Source organism: Nostoc cf. commune SO-36 (genome assembly GCF_023734775.1).
Classification (GTDB): domain Bacteria; phylum Cyanobacteriota; class Cyanobacteriia; order Cyanobacteriales; family Nostocaceae; genus Nostoc; species Nostoc commune_A.
This window is the reverse complement of record NZ_AP025732.1, coordinates 844,749-859,382: the sequence shown is the minus strand read 5'-3', so window position 1 is coordinate 859,382 and position 14,634 is coordinate 844,749. Positions and strand designations below refer to the sequence as shown.

The following is a 14,634-nucleotide window of genomic DNA, read 5'->3' as shown; positions in this document are numbered from 1 at the left end:
CGATTTGTTGTTTGAGAATAAGTGCAATCAGCAAATGCGAACGCCAAATCAGCAAATGCGAACGCCGAATCAGCAAATGCGATCGCTATATCAACAAATGCGAACGCCAAATCAACAAATGCGAACGCCGAATCAGCAAATGCGATCGCCAAATCAACAAATGCGAACGCCGAATCAACAAATGCGAACGCCAAATCAACAAATGCGAACGCCAAATCAACAAATGCGATCGCCAAAATAACATTAGAAAGGGGAAACTAGAACATCTAATTCCCTCCTTTTTATAAGCTAAGGTGTACGCAAGTCGAATTACCCCCCTTAATCCCCCCTTGTAAAGGGGGGAAACAAGAGAATCTATCTAGTTCCCTCCCCTTTATAAGGGGAGGGTTAGGGTGGGGTAACTTCCCTCAACCTACAAATAACTTCTCTAATCTTATTCACCACACCATCAATATCTTGATAAACTTCTTGATTCGTAAATCTCAAAAATCTCGTACCTTTTGATTCCAAAAATGCTTGGCGATCACGGTCATATTCTGGAACTCCATCTTGATAGTGACTATCACCATCAATTTCTATGGCAAGTCTCAATTCCGAAGAATAAAAATCCACTACAAATCTGTCAATGCTGTATTGTCTGCGAAATTTACAGCTTTCAATTTGTTGATTTCTAAGTTTTGCCCAAACTATTTTTTCAGATGGAGGCATATTGTTTCTGAGAGTTTGCCGTTTTTGCTTTTCTGAGGTTTGGTTATACAGCTTTGTCATCAGCGTTTTCATATTCCTGGACTCTGCTTATTATTCCCAGGATTACCCCCCTTAATCCCCCCTTATAAAGGGGGGAAATAAGAGAATCTATCTAGTTCCCTCCCCTTTACAAGGGGAGGGTTAGGGTGGGGTAATTCAATAACTTGCGCGTACACCGTAGCCTTTTTAACGAGGATCTAAAACTTTTTACCCCTCATTTTTCCGAAATTAAGCATAATATTGTTGAAGCTTCATCAAGATGCGTCTAACTCACACTTGCTCATGAACGAACAGCGTTTACAAGCTTATAATCAGCTAATTCAAACCCTGCTAAATTGCCCTAGCGGGAAAGAACCAGAGATATTAGCAGCGAATAAAGAATTGCTAGATGCTGACTTTGTGCAGGTTGTTGTAGCAGCAGCAGAGCATTTTGCCCAGCAGGGAGAGGAAAATACTGCCGAGTGGTTGAGAAACTTAGCAACATATCTCACTACCCCAGAAACTACCCCCATCACCGAAATAGAGATTTACGAGCAGTTTTTAATAGAAATACTGCAAGCAACAGCAGAAAGTAACGGCGATGCTCAAGTAATTTACCCATTACTGGAAGCAAATACAGATAAACTCAATAATATTTTTGCTGATTTATTGCGCCGTTGGGCAACAAATACCCTAGCAGCAGCAGAACCAAATGCAGCAGCAGAAATTGTACTAGTGATTGGTAAGTTTAGTAATCGAATTAGCGATTTTCCTTTAGGTAGCAAAGCCAACAACATGGAAATTGCTATTACTGGCTATGAAATCGCACTAACTGTATATACCCGCAGCGCCTTTCCTGTAGATTGGGCAGCGACGCAAAATAATCTGGGGAATGCTTACCGTAACAGAATATTAGGAGAACGAGCCGAGAATATTGAATTGGCGATCGCTGCTTATTCTGCTGCACTGGAGGTAAGAACCCGCAGCGCCTTTCCTGAAAAATGGGCAATGACGCAAAATAATCTGGGGGCTGTTTACTCTGACAGAATATTAGGAGAACGAGCCAATAATATTGAAATGGCGATCGCAGCTTCTTCTGCTGCACTGGAAGTATACACCCGCAGCGCCTTTCCTGAGAAATGGGCAGGTACGCAAAATAATTTGGGGAATGCTTACTCTGACAGAATATTAGGAGAACGAGCCGAGAATATAGAAGAAGCGATCGCTGCTTATTCTGCTGCACTGGAAGTATTAACCCGCAGCGCCTTTCCTCAATACCATGCAGAAACTTTGTTCAATCTCGGCAGGTTATACCAAGACGAAGAACAATTTAACTCAGCTTACAATACTTTTGTTAAAGCAATAGAAACAGTGGAAGCTTTGCGGGTTGAAATTGTTTCTGGCGAAGAAGTTAAGCGCAAACAAGCAGAAGAATGGAATCAAATTTATAGACGCATGGTGGAAGTTTGCCTAGCATTGGCAAGAGACACTGAGGCAATAGAATATATTGAACGCAGTAAAACCCGCATTTTAGTAGAACTGTTAGCTAAAGCAACATTAACAAGTCCAGAAAATTTGCCTTTAGTTAGTAGCAGCATCAACTTTGGAGAAATTCAAAACCTCCTAGATAACAAAACTGCAATTATCGAATGGTATCTTTTTAATGATTGTTTTCGCGCTTTCATTATCACCAGCGACAACAAGCCAATAATCTGGCATTCTAATGAACAAGACTTAAATGCCTTAATCGATTGGACAAATGAATATCTACGCGACTATTACAACCCGGAAGACAAAGATAAAATCCAATGGCAGAATCAGCTAGAAGAACGCCTGAAAAACTTAGGAGAAATTCTGCATCTTGAGGAAATTTTAGAGCAAATACCCAAACAATACGACAGATTAATCTTTATTCCTCATCGCTACTTACACCTGTTTCCTCTCCATGCTTTACCTGTCAAGGAATCATACCTAATTGACTTATTCCCCAACGGCGTAGGCTATGCACCCAGTTGTCAACTTCTGCAACAAGTCCAACTGCGTCAACGTCCTGATTTTCAATCTTTATTTGCTATCCAAAACCCCACAGATGACTTATATCAAGGCTACGAAAAAGATTTAGGAGCCTTTGCAGCCATTAAGAAACAGTTTACTGATGTTAATATTTTGAAGCAAGACCAAGCTAACAAGTCAGCAATTCTGCTCGGCATTAATGAGAATATTCACAATGTCACACTAAATCAAAAATTGCTGAAAGCTAACTGTGCTTTTTTCTTCTGTCATGGATACTTTAACTTTGCTTCTCCCCAAGATTCTGGTTTACAGTTAGCTGATGGAAATCTGACTTTAGCAGATATCATTACTCACTTCAAACTAGAAAACTGTCGCCTAGTCACTCTCTCTGCTTGCGAAACGGGTTTTACCGACTTCACAAGCACCAGTGATGAATACATTGGTTTACCCAGTGGATTTTTGTTAGCAGGTAGCACCAATGTAGTCAGTAGCCTTTGGACAGTTAGTGCTACAGCTACAGCTTTATTGATGATAAAATTTTACGAAGAACTACAGCAGCAAAGTAATATTGTATTAGCTTTAAATACAGCACAACGTTGGTTAAGGGATACGACAGTCAAAGGCTTTCAAGATTGGCTGATTAACTCCTCACTAAGTCTAGTTTGGCAAGCACAACTAAATCAATACTTTGATGATAATCATAAAAATGCTTCAGCCAAACCCTTTGAATCACCTTTTTATTGGGCTGCTTTTTGTAATATAGGTAAAGGATTTTAGAAAATGTCAGTTTATAGAAATAGCGTCTTAGCTTTTATTCAAGTGCTTGACTCTCAATCAAAATTGATTCCTACTCAAGACTGGAATGAATTGCACCAACTATCTAATCAGTTACCAGAAGACAATGAGGAAATTTCAGAAATCCTAGAAAATTGGTTGCAACGAGAATCCCGTAGTCAACTTCTAGAAGACTACAAGCAATATCTGAAATCACTCACTGCGAAATTTCCTATTGATGTAGATACAAATATAGGAATAGCTAATAGTAAATCACAGACTCCAGCTAATCAACCTAGTGAATCATCAAAGGAACTTATCGAAAATGCGATAAAAAGGAACTCTCTTTTATCTGATGATAAAAAACCACAACCAAAACCATGAAAAATTTTAGTAGCTTCGCTTAGAAGTTGTTTGAAAGTAGTATGTTGTGATTTTAATCGAATTATTACCCCCCTTAGTCCCCCCTTATAAAGGGGGAAAACAATAAAATCCAGTTCCCTCCCCTTTATAAGGGGAGGGCTAGGGTGGGGTAAAAAAATTTTATACATCAATCATGACTTTTCAAACATCCTCTTAACCTAAGCTACAATTTACAATAAAAATCTTAGCCAAAATAGTGAAGAATTTCAGCCTCAGCCTCTATGCTTTTCATCTCCGCCACACCCTAACTGAACTTCCCGGTGAAGTTGTGACAGATGCTAATCTCTTGTGGGAAAATCTGGTGAAAGTGGGTGAAGGTTCGCTAACTTTTGTTGGGTTGAAAGATTTACGCTCAAAATTAATTTGTTATCAAAATGGTAAATACGAACCCAAGCGGGAAATAGGAAGAATACCAGAACGGTTAATTGATACTCAAGATTTAGATTTGGGTAGTCTCCCCACAACAGATGGCTTTAAAATTAATGCTAATCTTCAGCCTTTCTTGCTTAACGATACCTACGCAGTTGATTTAACTTTGGTTCCAGAATCACCAAACATTTCCATAGACATATCACAACTGCAACATTTTAAACCAAGTTCCTTACTACCATCTAATATTCAAGCATCTTTAGGGCAAACATTATCGATTTATGGAGAAGTAGATCCAACTGAAGATTGTGATACACTAGCTGAAAAATTAGCCATAGCCTTAGTAGCTGGCACAAATTTAAATCCTGTACGAACACAACAAGGAGAACTGTTTGGTAGTCTTTTATTTGAATACCAAGCACTTGATCCAGAGGAACCAAATAATCCTGCCAAACAATGCCATATTTTAATAGTCATTAATAATAGTCAAGCTGCAACAGGAACACTTGCAGCAGAAGCTTATGACTGGTTGCTAAATTTTCTTTGTAGCTACCATAAAATACTTTACATTTATCAACTAGCGCGTCAACGCTACCGAGATGCAAGAACAATTTACAGTGATTTAGAAAATAAAATTCAAGAATTTAACAGCCTGATATCTGAAAACCAAACAAAATTATCTGGCTTAAAAAGCTTAATGGGAGAAATCCCCAAAAAAAGCTTTGATTACACCAGATGCTTGCAAGATTTACAAACACACCACACAGCAATTACTACTAATATTACTAATTACACAATTTGTTTAGAGAAGATTCAAACTATTGATAGCGGTAATAGCCCCCAATCCTGGCAAGATTTTATTAAGAAAGACTGTAAAAAATGGCAAGAACAAATCCAAACAGATATTAACTATCTGACTCCAGGTCAGGAATTGTTTGGGCAATTCGTTGATACTATCCGAGGTATAGTAGAGACAGAACAAACTGAGCGCGATCGCTCGTTAGAAAATACAATCCAGATATTAGGTATCGGCTTTGGCGGTGGTGCGATCGCCTCTGGCATATTCACAACACACATTGATAAAATTAATCTACCGTTAATACAAAAACATCCCCTTTACGCATCGTTAAGCTTAAGCATCATTGCTACCGTGGTATTTATCGCTTTAGGTTGGCTAATTACCAAACGTAAATAAAGTAAATTCTTCAAAGAAACGATGCAAATAAAAGACATGACCACACAACAGTTACAAAACTTGATCCGTAATCCCCCGATAAATTAGGGGACTTTAAGAGCTTTTTGCCTGCCTTTTTAAAGAGGGATTGGGGATCAAAAGCCTGTGGCGCAACTCTAGAAGACTGGTGTGTACACCGTAGCCTTGATAAGGTTCCGGTTAGGGTGGGGTTAAAGCTTGGTTAATCAGCTATTTCAGACTTGTGTATACACCGTAGGACTCAGAGAGGGACGGTTTTGCCTGCATAGTAAAACCAGGGAAAGGTTTCTAGACGATTAGCAAATCAGAGATTTTGCGGAAATTGAGGTTAAGCAACACAAAGTAGTATACTTTTGTGGGTTAGCCTAAAGCTATCAAAAAGTTTCGTCTAAAAACCAATAATTTTGGGGTTGCTCTAATGCTAAGTCCTGTAGTTACAGTCAGTATATTTCAAAAACAACCCGACCCTAAAGAATTTTCAGCAGGTCAAGTCATCTTTGAAGAAGGACAGTCTGGTAATGAAATGTACGGCATTATCGAAGGAGAAGTGGATATAGTAGTCAATGGCAAGGTTGTAGAAACCATGGAAACGGGCGAAGTTTTTGGTGTCGGGGTACTCGTAGGAGTCGAAAATAGAACTTATACAGCTGTTGCCAAGGTGGATACCAAACTGGGTTTCCTGGATGAGAAAAAGTTTCTCTTTGCCGTTCAGGAAACACCAGTGTTTGCCTTAAAGGTGATGAAAAGTTACTCAGAGCGTTTGAGTCGCTTGCAGCGTATGGTCTAAATCACCTCAGTCGGCATAAGTTCCAAAACTAATCAGAATCTGCTACTAAATTTTGCCTCCTTTTTTAGAAGGCCATAGATATATTCTCTCGCTTGGGGAGTTAGAAGTCAGTATTCAGAGAATTCTAGATGCTGGCTTTTGACTCATGATTTATATAAAGTGAAAGATGCAAAATTTACCGGAGGTAGCTAATGGCGCGTAAAAGGTTGATTATTGAGATGGGGATGGGAATAGATCAACATGGACAAGAACCAACAGTAGCAGCATCTAGAGCAGTACGAAATGCGATCGCTCATAATGCTTTACCTGGTGTTTGGGAAGTTGCAGGTTTAAGTCACCCCAATGAAATGATTATAGAGGTTCAAGTAGCAGTTCCATACCCCGAACAAGTTAGAGAAGACGAAGTACTCGCTGTACTTCCATTTGGTCGCAAAAGTCTTACCGTAGAATCTGGGGGGATGATCGTTCAAGGGCGGGCGATTCCTGAACTCAATGATAAAAATGATGAAATGTTGATTGCGATCGCAGCTGTTACAGTTCTAATCGAAGATGAGTAACTGAGGTAATTCCTCATAAAAAATCACTAAATTGAAAGTTAGAGAGTAAATCGCGCGATCGTTGGAAATGAAGTGACATACAGCAACTTTTCAGTAGGACTGCATTTGTGCAGGCGCTATTTTTAATCGTCAAGTATATTTGCCGAGTACTTTATCAAAAAGCCTCATTATTTTATAAAAATACCTGTTTGCTTTATCAAAATACTTAAATTGCTTTCTCAAAAGCTGTGTTTGCTTACTCAAACCCCAGTTTGCTTTCCCATTTTGGTGTTTTCCGCAAGCAAAAGCTGTGTTTGCTTACTCAAACCCCAGTTTGCTTTCTCATTTTGGTGTTTTCCGCAAGCAAAAGCTGTGTTTGTTTACTCAAAAGCAGCTTTTGCTTTCTCAAACCCCAGTTTGCTTTCTCATTTCAGTGTTTTCCGCAAGCAAAAGCTGTGTTTGCTTTCTCAAACCCCAGTTTGCTTTCTCAAAGTATAAAATTGTAGAAACCTGGAGAAAAATATGTCATTAGAAACAGAGACACTACAGGCAACACCAACTTCTACCTTTGAGACGCTTGAGGAGAAGCAAGAATTTAACTGGAGACAATCTTGGTACGCTGTCTGTTTTCTGCAAGACTTGCCCACAAATCGTCCTTATAGCTTTTCTTTGTACGATGAACCCTTCGTTTTGTTCAAAGACCAAAATGGACAGCTTATCTGTTTAACAGATTGTTGTCCCCACCGTGCAGCTAGACTTTCTGATGGACAAATTATTGACGGCAAAATAGAATGCTCATACCACGGTTGGCAGTTTGGCAATAATGGTCAATGTCTGCACATTCCTCAGTTACCAACCGATGCCAAAATTCCGGTAAATGCTTGTGTGTCATCCTTTAAAGTCTTGGAACTTAAAGGTATCATTTGGATGTGGGCAGGGGAAGCCGAAACGGCTATTGATGAGCTAATTCCATCTCTACCAGATTGGGACAAGCCGGAATGCTTCAACTTAGATTATGTACGTGACCTACCTTACGACCAAAGCTATTTTATTGAAAACATTATTGACCCAGCTCATATTCCAATCAGCCATGATGGCATCATGGGAAATCGAAAAGATGCCCAAGCACTGGAAATAGAAGTCATGGACAGCAACATTCAAGGAATTAAGGGAAGGTGGCGGCGAACACGCACACCCAATGCGCCTTGGATTTCATTAGATTTCATTGCTCCTAATTTGATTCTCTACAAATTTGGTAATGAACAGCAAGGTAAGTTTGGAGGCACAGCCTTATATTCAATTCCGCTAGGTAAGAATAGATGTCGGATTCTCATCAGAAATTATGGAAACTTTTTTACCAAAAAAATTAAGCTGATGCCTCCTTGGCTAGATCACATCTCGATCCGAAGCAAAATCTTAGAAGGTGATTTGCAATTAGTCGTTGAACAAAAGGCACAAATTGAGCGTTTGGGACAAAATCTCAAAGAAGTGTATTTACCGCTCAAAACATCTGATACTTTAGTGGTTGAGTATCGCAAGTGGCTAGATAAATTTGGGTCATCTTTGCCCTTTTATCAAGGTTATTCCACCTCAAAAAATGTCGGTAGTAGCGAGTCCGATCAAAAGTTGATCACATTAGACCGATTCTCGCAACATACACTTATTTGTCATTCCTGCAATCGAGCTTATCAAGTTACAAATAGGGTTAAGCAAAGTTGTATAGGGGTAGCGATCGCTCTAGCTGCTGTAGCGATACTTGCAGATGATTATAGAATTAGAATCGCGGCAATGTTGGTTTCTGTAGCAGCAATTGCAATGTCTGTTATGGCTCATACGCTCAAAACTCGCTTTGAGCGTTCCTACACTCGTCACTAAAATATAATAGGCTAAAAGTCTTCTAGCCATTGCCCAGCAAGCTTTAGATACCCCCAAACCCTCTTAAAAAGGGGGCAAAAGCCCTTCAAAGTCCCCCTTAAAAAAGGGGATTTAGGGGGATCTAAAACTTTTGATACCGACAATAGGACTTTTCAAACACCCTCTTAAACAACTTGCTCGAATCCCTTGTGTGGTTAAATCATGATCAAGTTAGTGGCTCTGCGCTAAAGTAAAAATATTGGGATAAAAATCTCTGGCAGTAAGTTCAATACACCACTAATCTTTACCACTGCGGCGATCATGTCTCAAGAGCATAACGAATCACTCCAAATTCAGGAAATCACCAAACTCAAACCGAAACACTTTGCTGATTTAGTCAGATCAGCACAGCTAGTCTTCGACCCTACAGCCGGAGTTTCGGGAAGACATATAACAGTTGATTGGGAACAATTCGGAATCCCCCGTGATGTAGCGGACAATCTCAAATCACTTGGTCAGCAGTACCAATATGCATCTCCTCACATTCCTGTTGAAGACATTTGGGGTAAATTAACTCCAGAAACTCGTATTTGGTTCGTTGAAAATAAAGATCGGTTGTGGCAGCTTGAAGAAGCTTTCCCAGCCCTTGACGAAGATTAAAGGACTTGCAAAAAAATAAATTATCCCAAATTATTTGTAGGGGCACAATGATCATTGTGCCCCTATGATCTCTCTATAGGGGTTATTCTTTGAATGCAACACGCGGTAAATTTACACTTAACAGTCCACCAAACTAAGTTTGATGGATGGATAAGTTCGTAATCAGGATTTAGTAAACTTGGCTTGACAGACTTTAGCTATCCTGGGCGATCCCGCTAGCTTGAGTACATAGCGTTAAATTTATAAAAAAGCTCATATCGATGAATCAAAGCGTAAGTGTTACTCCCAGCCTGGAAGAACACACTGATGAAGATTCTGTTGTTAGCAAACAACAGCTATTTGCAAAGCAACTAATTGTCCTTGTCTTGGAAATGCTTCTGGCATTACCTTTGGGTTTATTCCTCGCAAAGTTCCAAATTGGCAGGATTGCCTGGATATTTGGTGGAATTGCTGCTGGTACAATGGTTCTTCAAGGGTGTCGAATTCTTTATCAATATTCTCCCCAACCTAACCGCACTGCTAGAAAAGTAGGAATGGCACTTGTCGGCTTAACTGTTGGTGCTTCCAACGCTCACGGTAATTTAGCTAGTGTTGCTTCTGGTATTCCTATATTTATTTTTCTTACCTTGTTTTTACTGCTGAGTGGAACCTGTATTGGTTATATTTACTCGCGCCTTAGCAAAACCAACCTATTAACAGCAATGCTGGCTACAGTTCCTGGTGGTGTAGGAATTATGGCAGCGATCGCTGCTGATTACAATAAAAATGTGAGCTTGGTTGCCCTAGTTCAGGCGATTCGCGTCACCTCAGTAGTGATTCTAATTCCCCTAGTCGCTAAAACATCAACTGGTAATTACTATCCGCAAACACTTCCAATCAACCCTGCTTGGCTCAATTTCGATCCATCTACAATTAGAATTACTTTTGTTAGTACTGGTAATTACTGGATTAGTAGTTTATCCAGCTATATTATTTAAAATTCCCGCCGGCGATTTCTTTGGTGCATTGTTGATTGGTATTGGGTTTAATCCTTTGCTACATTGGCTGCCTTTTGGGGGTGATATTAGCTTTAGTCCGCCGCCAATCATAAACTTATTGGGTCAAATGCTCCTAGGAATTACTATTGGTGAGTATTGGGGAGACAAACCTAACTTTAAAAAGCGGACTGTCGCCTATGCCTTGATGTCTGTGGCAATGACTTTGATAGCCGGAGCGATCGCTGCTGTACTTGCGATGCAATTAACCTCTTGGGATTGGTTAACCTGTCTTTTAGTCACAGCACCAGGAGGATCAGCAGAAATGATCCTAGTTTCTCTAGCATTGAATCATAATGTTGAAATTGTTACAACTGGTCATTTAGTGCGCCTAATTGCGATTAACAGTTCCCTGCCTCTTTGGGTGTTTTTGTTTCGCCGTCTGGATGAGCAACTTTCTGAATCAGTTTAATTTTTTAAAGGGAAAAAAGTTGCAGTTTTTATCTTTGTTCACGAGTATCAAAAACTGATTGTTGCATTCTAAAATATATTTATTAAGTAAATGGGCGTAAATAAATATAATATGTTCTGTCATTGCTAGGACTTACGCAAAATATCTCTCAAACTCTGATTTCTCCGTGCCCTCTGTGCCTCTGTGGTAGCCTGCGGCAAGCCGTACCCTTCGGGAAGCAAGCTACGCGTAGCGTCTCGTAGAGAAGCGTCTACGTTATTCCGTAACTCATGCGTAAGTCCTAATTGCGAGTGAAACGAAGCAATCGCAAAGTCTCTGGGATTGCTTCGTTTCACTCGCAATGACATCTTATATTTAACAAACTTTGGGGGTTTAAGTCCCCTGCCTCTACAGGTAGCCCGTTTTGTGACGGGGATTTAGACCCCGACACAAAACATAATTGCGAATTGCGAATTGCGAATTGCGAATTGCGAATTGCGAATTGTTTTAATCATGCCTACCTACTTAGGGCTAATGACAAATGACCAATGACTAATGACAAAGATGCAACTTGAATGCTGATAGCTTATTCTTTTGTTATCCAAATATTAAGGATGCTTCAGATGGTTGCCCAAATCCAAGAACTTGAAGCCCAGCACTGGGTTAAAACTCGTTCCTCCCTCGACCCTAGCGAATCGACTTTCCTGATTTGGAAAGGTAAAATTTACGCTTTTATCCCCGGTGAGAAAAGACAACTCCTGTTTAAGATGCTGGGATTGAGTGTTAGCCGATGTATTCCCACAGATGAGAGTAGCTGGGATTTTACTTCTAGAGAACTGACTTACTACCTTAATCCACAAACAGATGAAGTCTTAAGCAAATGGGAGAATCCTTGGACAGGCGAGACAGTTCCAGTAATCCACGTTGCTAATAATCCAGTGCAGGGGAAGTTTAAAGGAAATTTCCCCGCACAAGTAGATGGTGACAGCACAACCTTTGTTTTTGATATATTTCCCCATTACTCCAATCCCCTAGCAGACGACCCCAAATTTGCCGAATACAGCCCAAATCCAATTTATCAGGCAGCAGAATTGTTTAAATTAACCGTGCCAACGGCAGACTTATTCAATCCAGCCCTCTCTTCAGTTTCTGAACTCAAACTGAGTTGGGATAGAATTGGTCAATGGCTTCCCTGGATGAAAATGGGCGATCGCCCCGGTCAACTAATCTACAGTGCTGTTGGCAGCAAAGTAAATGGTTTAACAGAACTGCCCTCACTGCTGCAAGACGAAATTAATAACCGTATTCCTCTATATAAAAAAGCCCCAAAAGAATTGATAGATGGGGAAGATATGACTTCCTGGTTGTACTTCCAAAAGCACTTTGAGGCTTACTTGGCTGGTGAAATCTTCCCACTTCCCCAAGCAGAAGAGTTGTAAACTACCTAGAAAGCAACATCAAACTCTTTGCCAACAAATAGCTTATGGCAATCCGAGAAGCAAACTTAGCCGATGCACCCGCCATCGCTAAAGTCCATGTAGACACTTGGCGGACAACCTACAGTAACTTAATGCCAGCAAAGTTTCTCGCAGATTTATCTTATGAAGAACGAGAGACAAAATGGGTAAAATTTTGAGCAATATAACTCAGGATAATTTCACCTATGTTGCTGAGGATGAAATCGGGCAAATAGTTGGTTTTGCTAATGGAGGTAAAGAGAGGACAGGCGATCGCCTTTACCAAGGAGAGTTGTACGCTATCTATATTCTGGAGAAGTACCAGCACCAAGGTTTAGGATATCGCCTGGTTTCCACCATCGCCACCAAGCTGATGCAGTCTGGTATTAGTTCAATGTTAGTCTGGGTTTTAGCTGATAACCCCGCAGCCCATTTCTATCAAAGCCTTGGTGGTCAACAGGTGTACCAAAAGCAAATCGAGATTGCCACAGTGCAACTGGTTGAGGTTGCATACGGTTGGACGGATACGCGAAGAGGGATAATTTAAAATTTGGCGATCGCTAAATTCGGGATTGGGGACTGATGACTGGGAAGAGTTTTTCAATGCCCAATGCCCACTTCACTATTGACTTGAACAATCAAATAGATGTAAACCTAAACGTTGGGAAAGTTCTTCACACACTTTTACCCCCGCACACTATTACCACGCACATCCAGCAACGGCGAAAAAACTCCAATGCCCATCTTATTGGGTACAACGGCGATAATCCCACCACAAATTCCGCTTTTCGCCGGAATCCCAATTTTATAAGCCCACTCACCTGCAAAGTTGTACATTCCACAGGTATACATAACACTCAAAATATCTTTGATGTAACGTTTATCTACCGCCTGTTCTTTGGTAATCGGATTAATACCTGTGTTAGCAAGGGTAGCCGCCATCACTGCTAAGTCTTGGCAATTCACCATCACAGCACACTGCTGGAAATAAAGATCCAGCGACTCTTCAATATTCCGGTCGATCATGCCGAAGTTAAGCATCAGATGCGCCATTGCCCGGTTACGATGTCCTGTACTGCGTTCTGAGGTAAAAACTGAAATGTCAACGAACACATCGCGGCCAATATATCGGCGAAACATATCCAGCATCCGATTGAGGCGTTCGGTGGGGCCGGAACCTTTAATTAAGCTGGTGGTGGCGATCGCACCTGCATTTACCATTGGATTATAAGGTCGCTTCGATTGCTCATCCAAAATAATCGCGTTGAATGCATCCCCCGTCGGTTCTACGCCAACTCTAGTCAAAATATAATCCAGCCCATGATCTTCTAAAGCAAGTCCATAAGCAAATACTTTGGAAATTGACTGAATAGTAAAGAGGTGATCATAATCGCCAACTTTGTAAACCTGACCATCTACTGTCACAATGCAAATGCTGAACAAGTCAGGGTTTGCCTTTGCCATTTCGGGAATAAATTTCGTTACTGCACCCTCCCCTAATGACTTGTACTGGGAATGCAAATCCTTAAGAACAGCCAATAATGGCGACGGATTTATTTCTAAATCTCCTTGGTGTGCTTCGTTTGTAATCATGCTGATAGCATTCCCCAAAATACTCACTATATATAGTAGGGGTGCAGCTGTACATCCCTAAAATTGGAAAGATTTTGTTAAAGACATCTGGCTCTAAAAAATCATCCTTGAGCAATTACTGAGGGCAAAAAATACTTGCTGTTCGTTTTGATACTAACAAAGCTTCATTTACAAGCGATCGCAAAGATTTCTTAATTTTTTCATCATTAATCCTGATAAATATTAAGTTGAGTATCTTCCTTTTTTTTATACTCAGCAATACTAGTATCTCAAGTTATATTTATTACTAATCTCAGTCTAGTTATATAGAATAAAAGTTATCATTAATCTAAGTAGAACAAACTTTGAAAACAGATATTAAACTCAAACTGATTTGCATAATTATTTTAGATGTAACTCATATCATGACTTATTCATAGGTAAATCTAAACATTTCCTTAAATAAGCAATTTTGAGTATTTATGCCGTTGCTATTTAATAAAAGTTATATTATCTTCTTAGAGGAAATAAGTTAAAAAGATGTGATCTAGAATACACCAATAGTTACGAGCCTTTAAAACCAACGTGAATAGGGTATCGTCACTTTAGTGTGTAATCGGCGTAAAGTTTTTTTAATAAATTTTTGACTTGCAGAAAAAAGCGTTACATAGCCAAAGTCCGCTTTTGAGAAAGGTTTCACCCTTCAAATTTGAATTTTAATTTGATTGATCTGCCGATAGTTACGCTAAAACCCTGATCCCCAAGCTAAAAGGTTCGTGTTAGTCTGTTGCAGTTATAAATAACAAAGTGAAAACGGAACGAGTT

The 14,634-nt window shown here is 40.0% G+C and carries 12 protein-coding genes and 2 pseudogenes; 12 read left to right on the top strand and 2 right to left on the bottom strand.

Annotated features, from left to right (window positions below):
* Positions 1 to 34 precede the first annotated feature (34 nt).
* Positions 35 to 241, top strand: coding sequence for a hypothetical protein (locus ANSO36C_RS03870; RefSeq protein ID WP_251958469.1), 207 nt, complete (start codon positions 35 to 37; stop codon positions 239 to 241).
* Positions 242 to 387: 146 nt separating this feature from the next.
* Here ANSO36C_RS03870 and ANSO36C_RS03865 read toward each other — a convergent pair whose 3' ends face one another.
* The gene (locus tag ANSO36C_RS03865; protein WP_251958468.1) at positions 388 to 780 is read right to left on the bottom strand and encodes an endonuclease domain-containing protein; all 393 of its coding nucleotides are present in this window, start codon (positions 778 to 780) and stop codon (positions 388 to 390) included.
* 249 nt (positions 781 to 1,029) lie between these two features.
* Between ANSO36C_RS03865 and ANSO36C_RS03860 the strand changes: the two genes are divergently transcribed.
* The 11 genes and pseudogenes from ANSO36C_RS03860 (at position 1,030) to ANSO36C_RS03810 (ending at position 12,784) form a co-directional block, all read left to right on the top strand.
* Complete coding sequence (locus tag ANSO36C_RS03860; protein ID WP_251958467.1) at positions 1,030 to 3,516, top strand: CHAT domain-containing protein; 2,487 nt, start codon at positions 1,030 to 1,032, stop codon at positions 3,514 to 3,516.
* Positions 3,517 to 3,519: 3 nt separating this feature from the next.
* Positions 3,520 to 3,897 (top strand): hypothetical protein, encoded by a 378-nt coding sequence (locus tag ANSO36C_RS03855; RefSeq protein WP_251958466.1) that lies wholly within the window; start codon positions 3,520 to 3,522, stop codon positions 3,895 to 3,897.
* 235 nt (positions 3,898 to 4,132) lie between these two features.
* The gene (locus ANSO36C_RS03850) at positions 4,133 to 5,500 is read left to right on the top strand and encodes a hypothetical protein (protein ID WP_251958465.1); all 1,368 of its coding nucleotides are present in this window, start codon (positions 4,133 to 4,135) and stop codon (positions 5,498 to 5,500) included.
* 436 nt (positions 5,501 to 5,936) lie between these two features.
* Positions 5,937 to 6,305: a Crp/Fnr family transcriptional regulator gene (locus ANSO36C_RS03845; protein ID WP_251958464.1), complete on the top strand. Its 369-nt coding sequence runs from the start codon at positions 5,937 to 5,939 to the stop codon at positions 6,303 to 6,305.
* Positions 6,306 to 6,496: 191 nt separating this feature from the next.
* Entirely contained in the window at positions 6,497 to 6,862 is a 366-nt protein-coding gene (locus tag ANSO36C_RS03840; RefSeq protein ID WP_251958463.1) for a Lin0512 family protein, read from the top strand.
* 501 nt (positions 6,863 to 7,363) lie between these two features.
* Positions 7,364 to 8,716 carry an aromatic ring-hydroxylating dioxygenase subunit alpha gene (locus ANSO36C_RS03835; RefSeq protein ID WP_251958462.1) on the top strand — a complete coding sequence of 451 codons (1,353 nt, stop codon included), beginning with the start codon at positions 7,364 to 7,366 and terminating at the stop codon, positions 8,714 to 8,716.
* Positions 8,717 to 9,016: 300 nt separating this feature from the next.
* Positions 9,017 to 9,355 (top strand): hypothetical protein, encoded by a 339-nt coding sequence (locus ANSO36C_RS03830; protein WP_190941659.1) that lies wholly within the window; start codon positions 9,017 to 9,019, stop codon positions 9,353 to 9,355.
* 260 nt (positions 9,356 to 9,615) lie between these two features.
* Positions 9,616 to 10,801, top strand: a pseudogene (locus ANSO36C_RS03825) (AbrB family transcriptional regulator).
* A 602-nt stretch (positions 10,802 to 11,403) separates the two neighbouring features.
* Positions 11,404 to 12,219 (top strand): DUF1838 domain-containing protein, encoded by an 816-nt coding sequence (locus ANSO36C_RS03820; RefSeq protein WP_251958461.1) that lies wholly within the window; start codon positions 11,404 to 11,406, stop codon positions 12,217 to 12,219.
* A 44-nt stretch (positions 12,220 to 12,263) separates the two neighbouring features.
* Positions 12,264 to 12,416, top strand: coding sequence for a hypothetical protein (locus tag ANSO36C_RS03815; RefSeq protein WP_251958460.1), 153 nt, complete (start codon positions 12,264 to 12,266; stop codon positions 12,414 to 12,416).
* Positions 12,401 to 12,784 (top strand): GNAT family N-acetyltransferase, encoded by a 384-nt coding sequence (locus tag ANSO36C_RS03810; protein WP_251958459.1) that lies wholly within the window; start codon positions 12,401 to 12,403, stop codon positions 12,782 to 12,784. Before ANSO36C_RS03815 ends, ANSO36C_RS03810 begins: the two co-directional genes overlap by 16 nt.
* A gap of 75 nt (positions 12,785 to 12,859) precedes the next feature.
* Here ANSO36C_RS03810 and glsA read toward each other — a convergent pair.
* Positions 12,860 to 13,830, bottom strand: a pseudogene (glsA, locus tag ANSO36C_RS03805) (glutaminase A).
* Positions 13,831 to 14,634: the final 804 nt, after the last annotated feature.

Excerpts from the sequence above, each read along its gene's own strand:
- ANSO36C_RS03830 (WP_190941659.1), top strand. The coding sequence starts at position 9,017 with ATGTCTCAAGAGCATAACGAATCACTCCAAATTCAGGAAATCACCAAA.
- ANSO36C_RS03865 (WP_251958468.1), bottom strand. The coding sequence starts at position 780 with ATGAAAACGCTGATGACAAAGCTGTATAACCAAACCTCAGAAAAGCAA.
- ANSO36C_RS03815 (WP_251958460.1), top strand. The coding sequence starts at position 12,264 with ATGGCAATCCGAGAAGCAAACTTAGCCGATGCACCCGCCATCGCTAAA.
- ANSO36C_RS03840 (WP_251958463.1), top strand. The coding sequence starts at position 6,497 with ATGGCGCGTAAAAGGTTGATTATTGAGATGGGGATGGGAATAGATCAA.
- ANSO36C_RS03870 (WP_251958469.1), top strand. The coding sequence starts at position 35 with ATGCGAACGCCAAATCAGCAAATGCGAACGCCGAATCAGCAAATGCGA.
- ANSO36C_RS03845 (WP_251958464.1), top strand. The coding sequence starts at position 5,937 with ATGCTAAGTCCTGTAGTTACAGTCAGTATATTTCAAAAACAACCCGAC.
- ANSO36C_RS03860 (WP_251958467.1), top strand. The coding sequence starts at position 1,030 with ATGAACGAACAGCGTTTACAAGCTTATAATCAGCTAATTCAAACCCTG.
- ANSO36C_RS03855 (WP_251958466.1), top strand. The coding sequence starts at position 3,520 with ATGTCAGTTTATAGAAATAGCGTCTTAGCTTTTATTCAAGTGCTTGAC.
- ANSO36C_RS03810 (WP_251958459.1), top strand. The coding sequence starts at position 12,401 with ATGGGTAAAATTTTGAGCAATATAACTCAGGATAATTTCACCTATGTT.
- ANSO36C_RS03835 (WP_251958462.1), top strand. The coding sequence starts at position 7,364 with ATGTCATTAGAAACAGAGACACTACAGGCAACACCAACTTCTACCTTT.
- ANSO36C_RS03820 (WP_251958461.1), top strand. The coding sequence starts at position 11,404 with ATGGTTGCCCAAATCCAAGAACTTGAAGCCCAGCACTGGGTTAAAACT.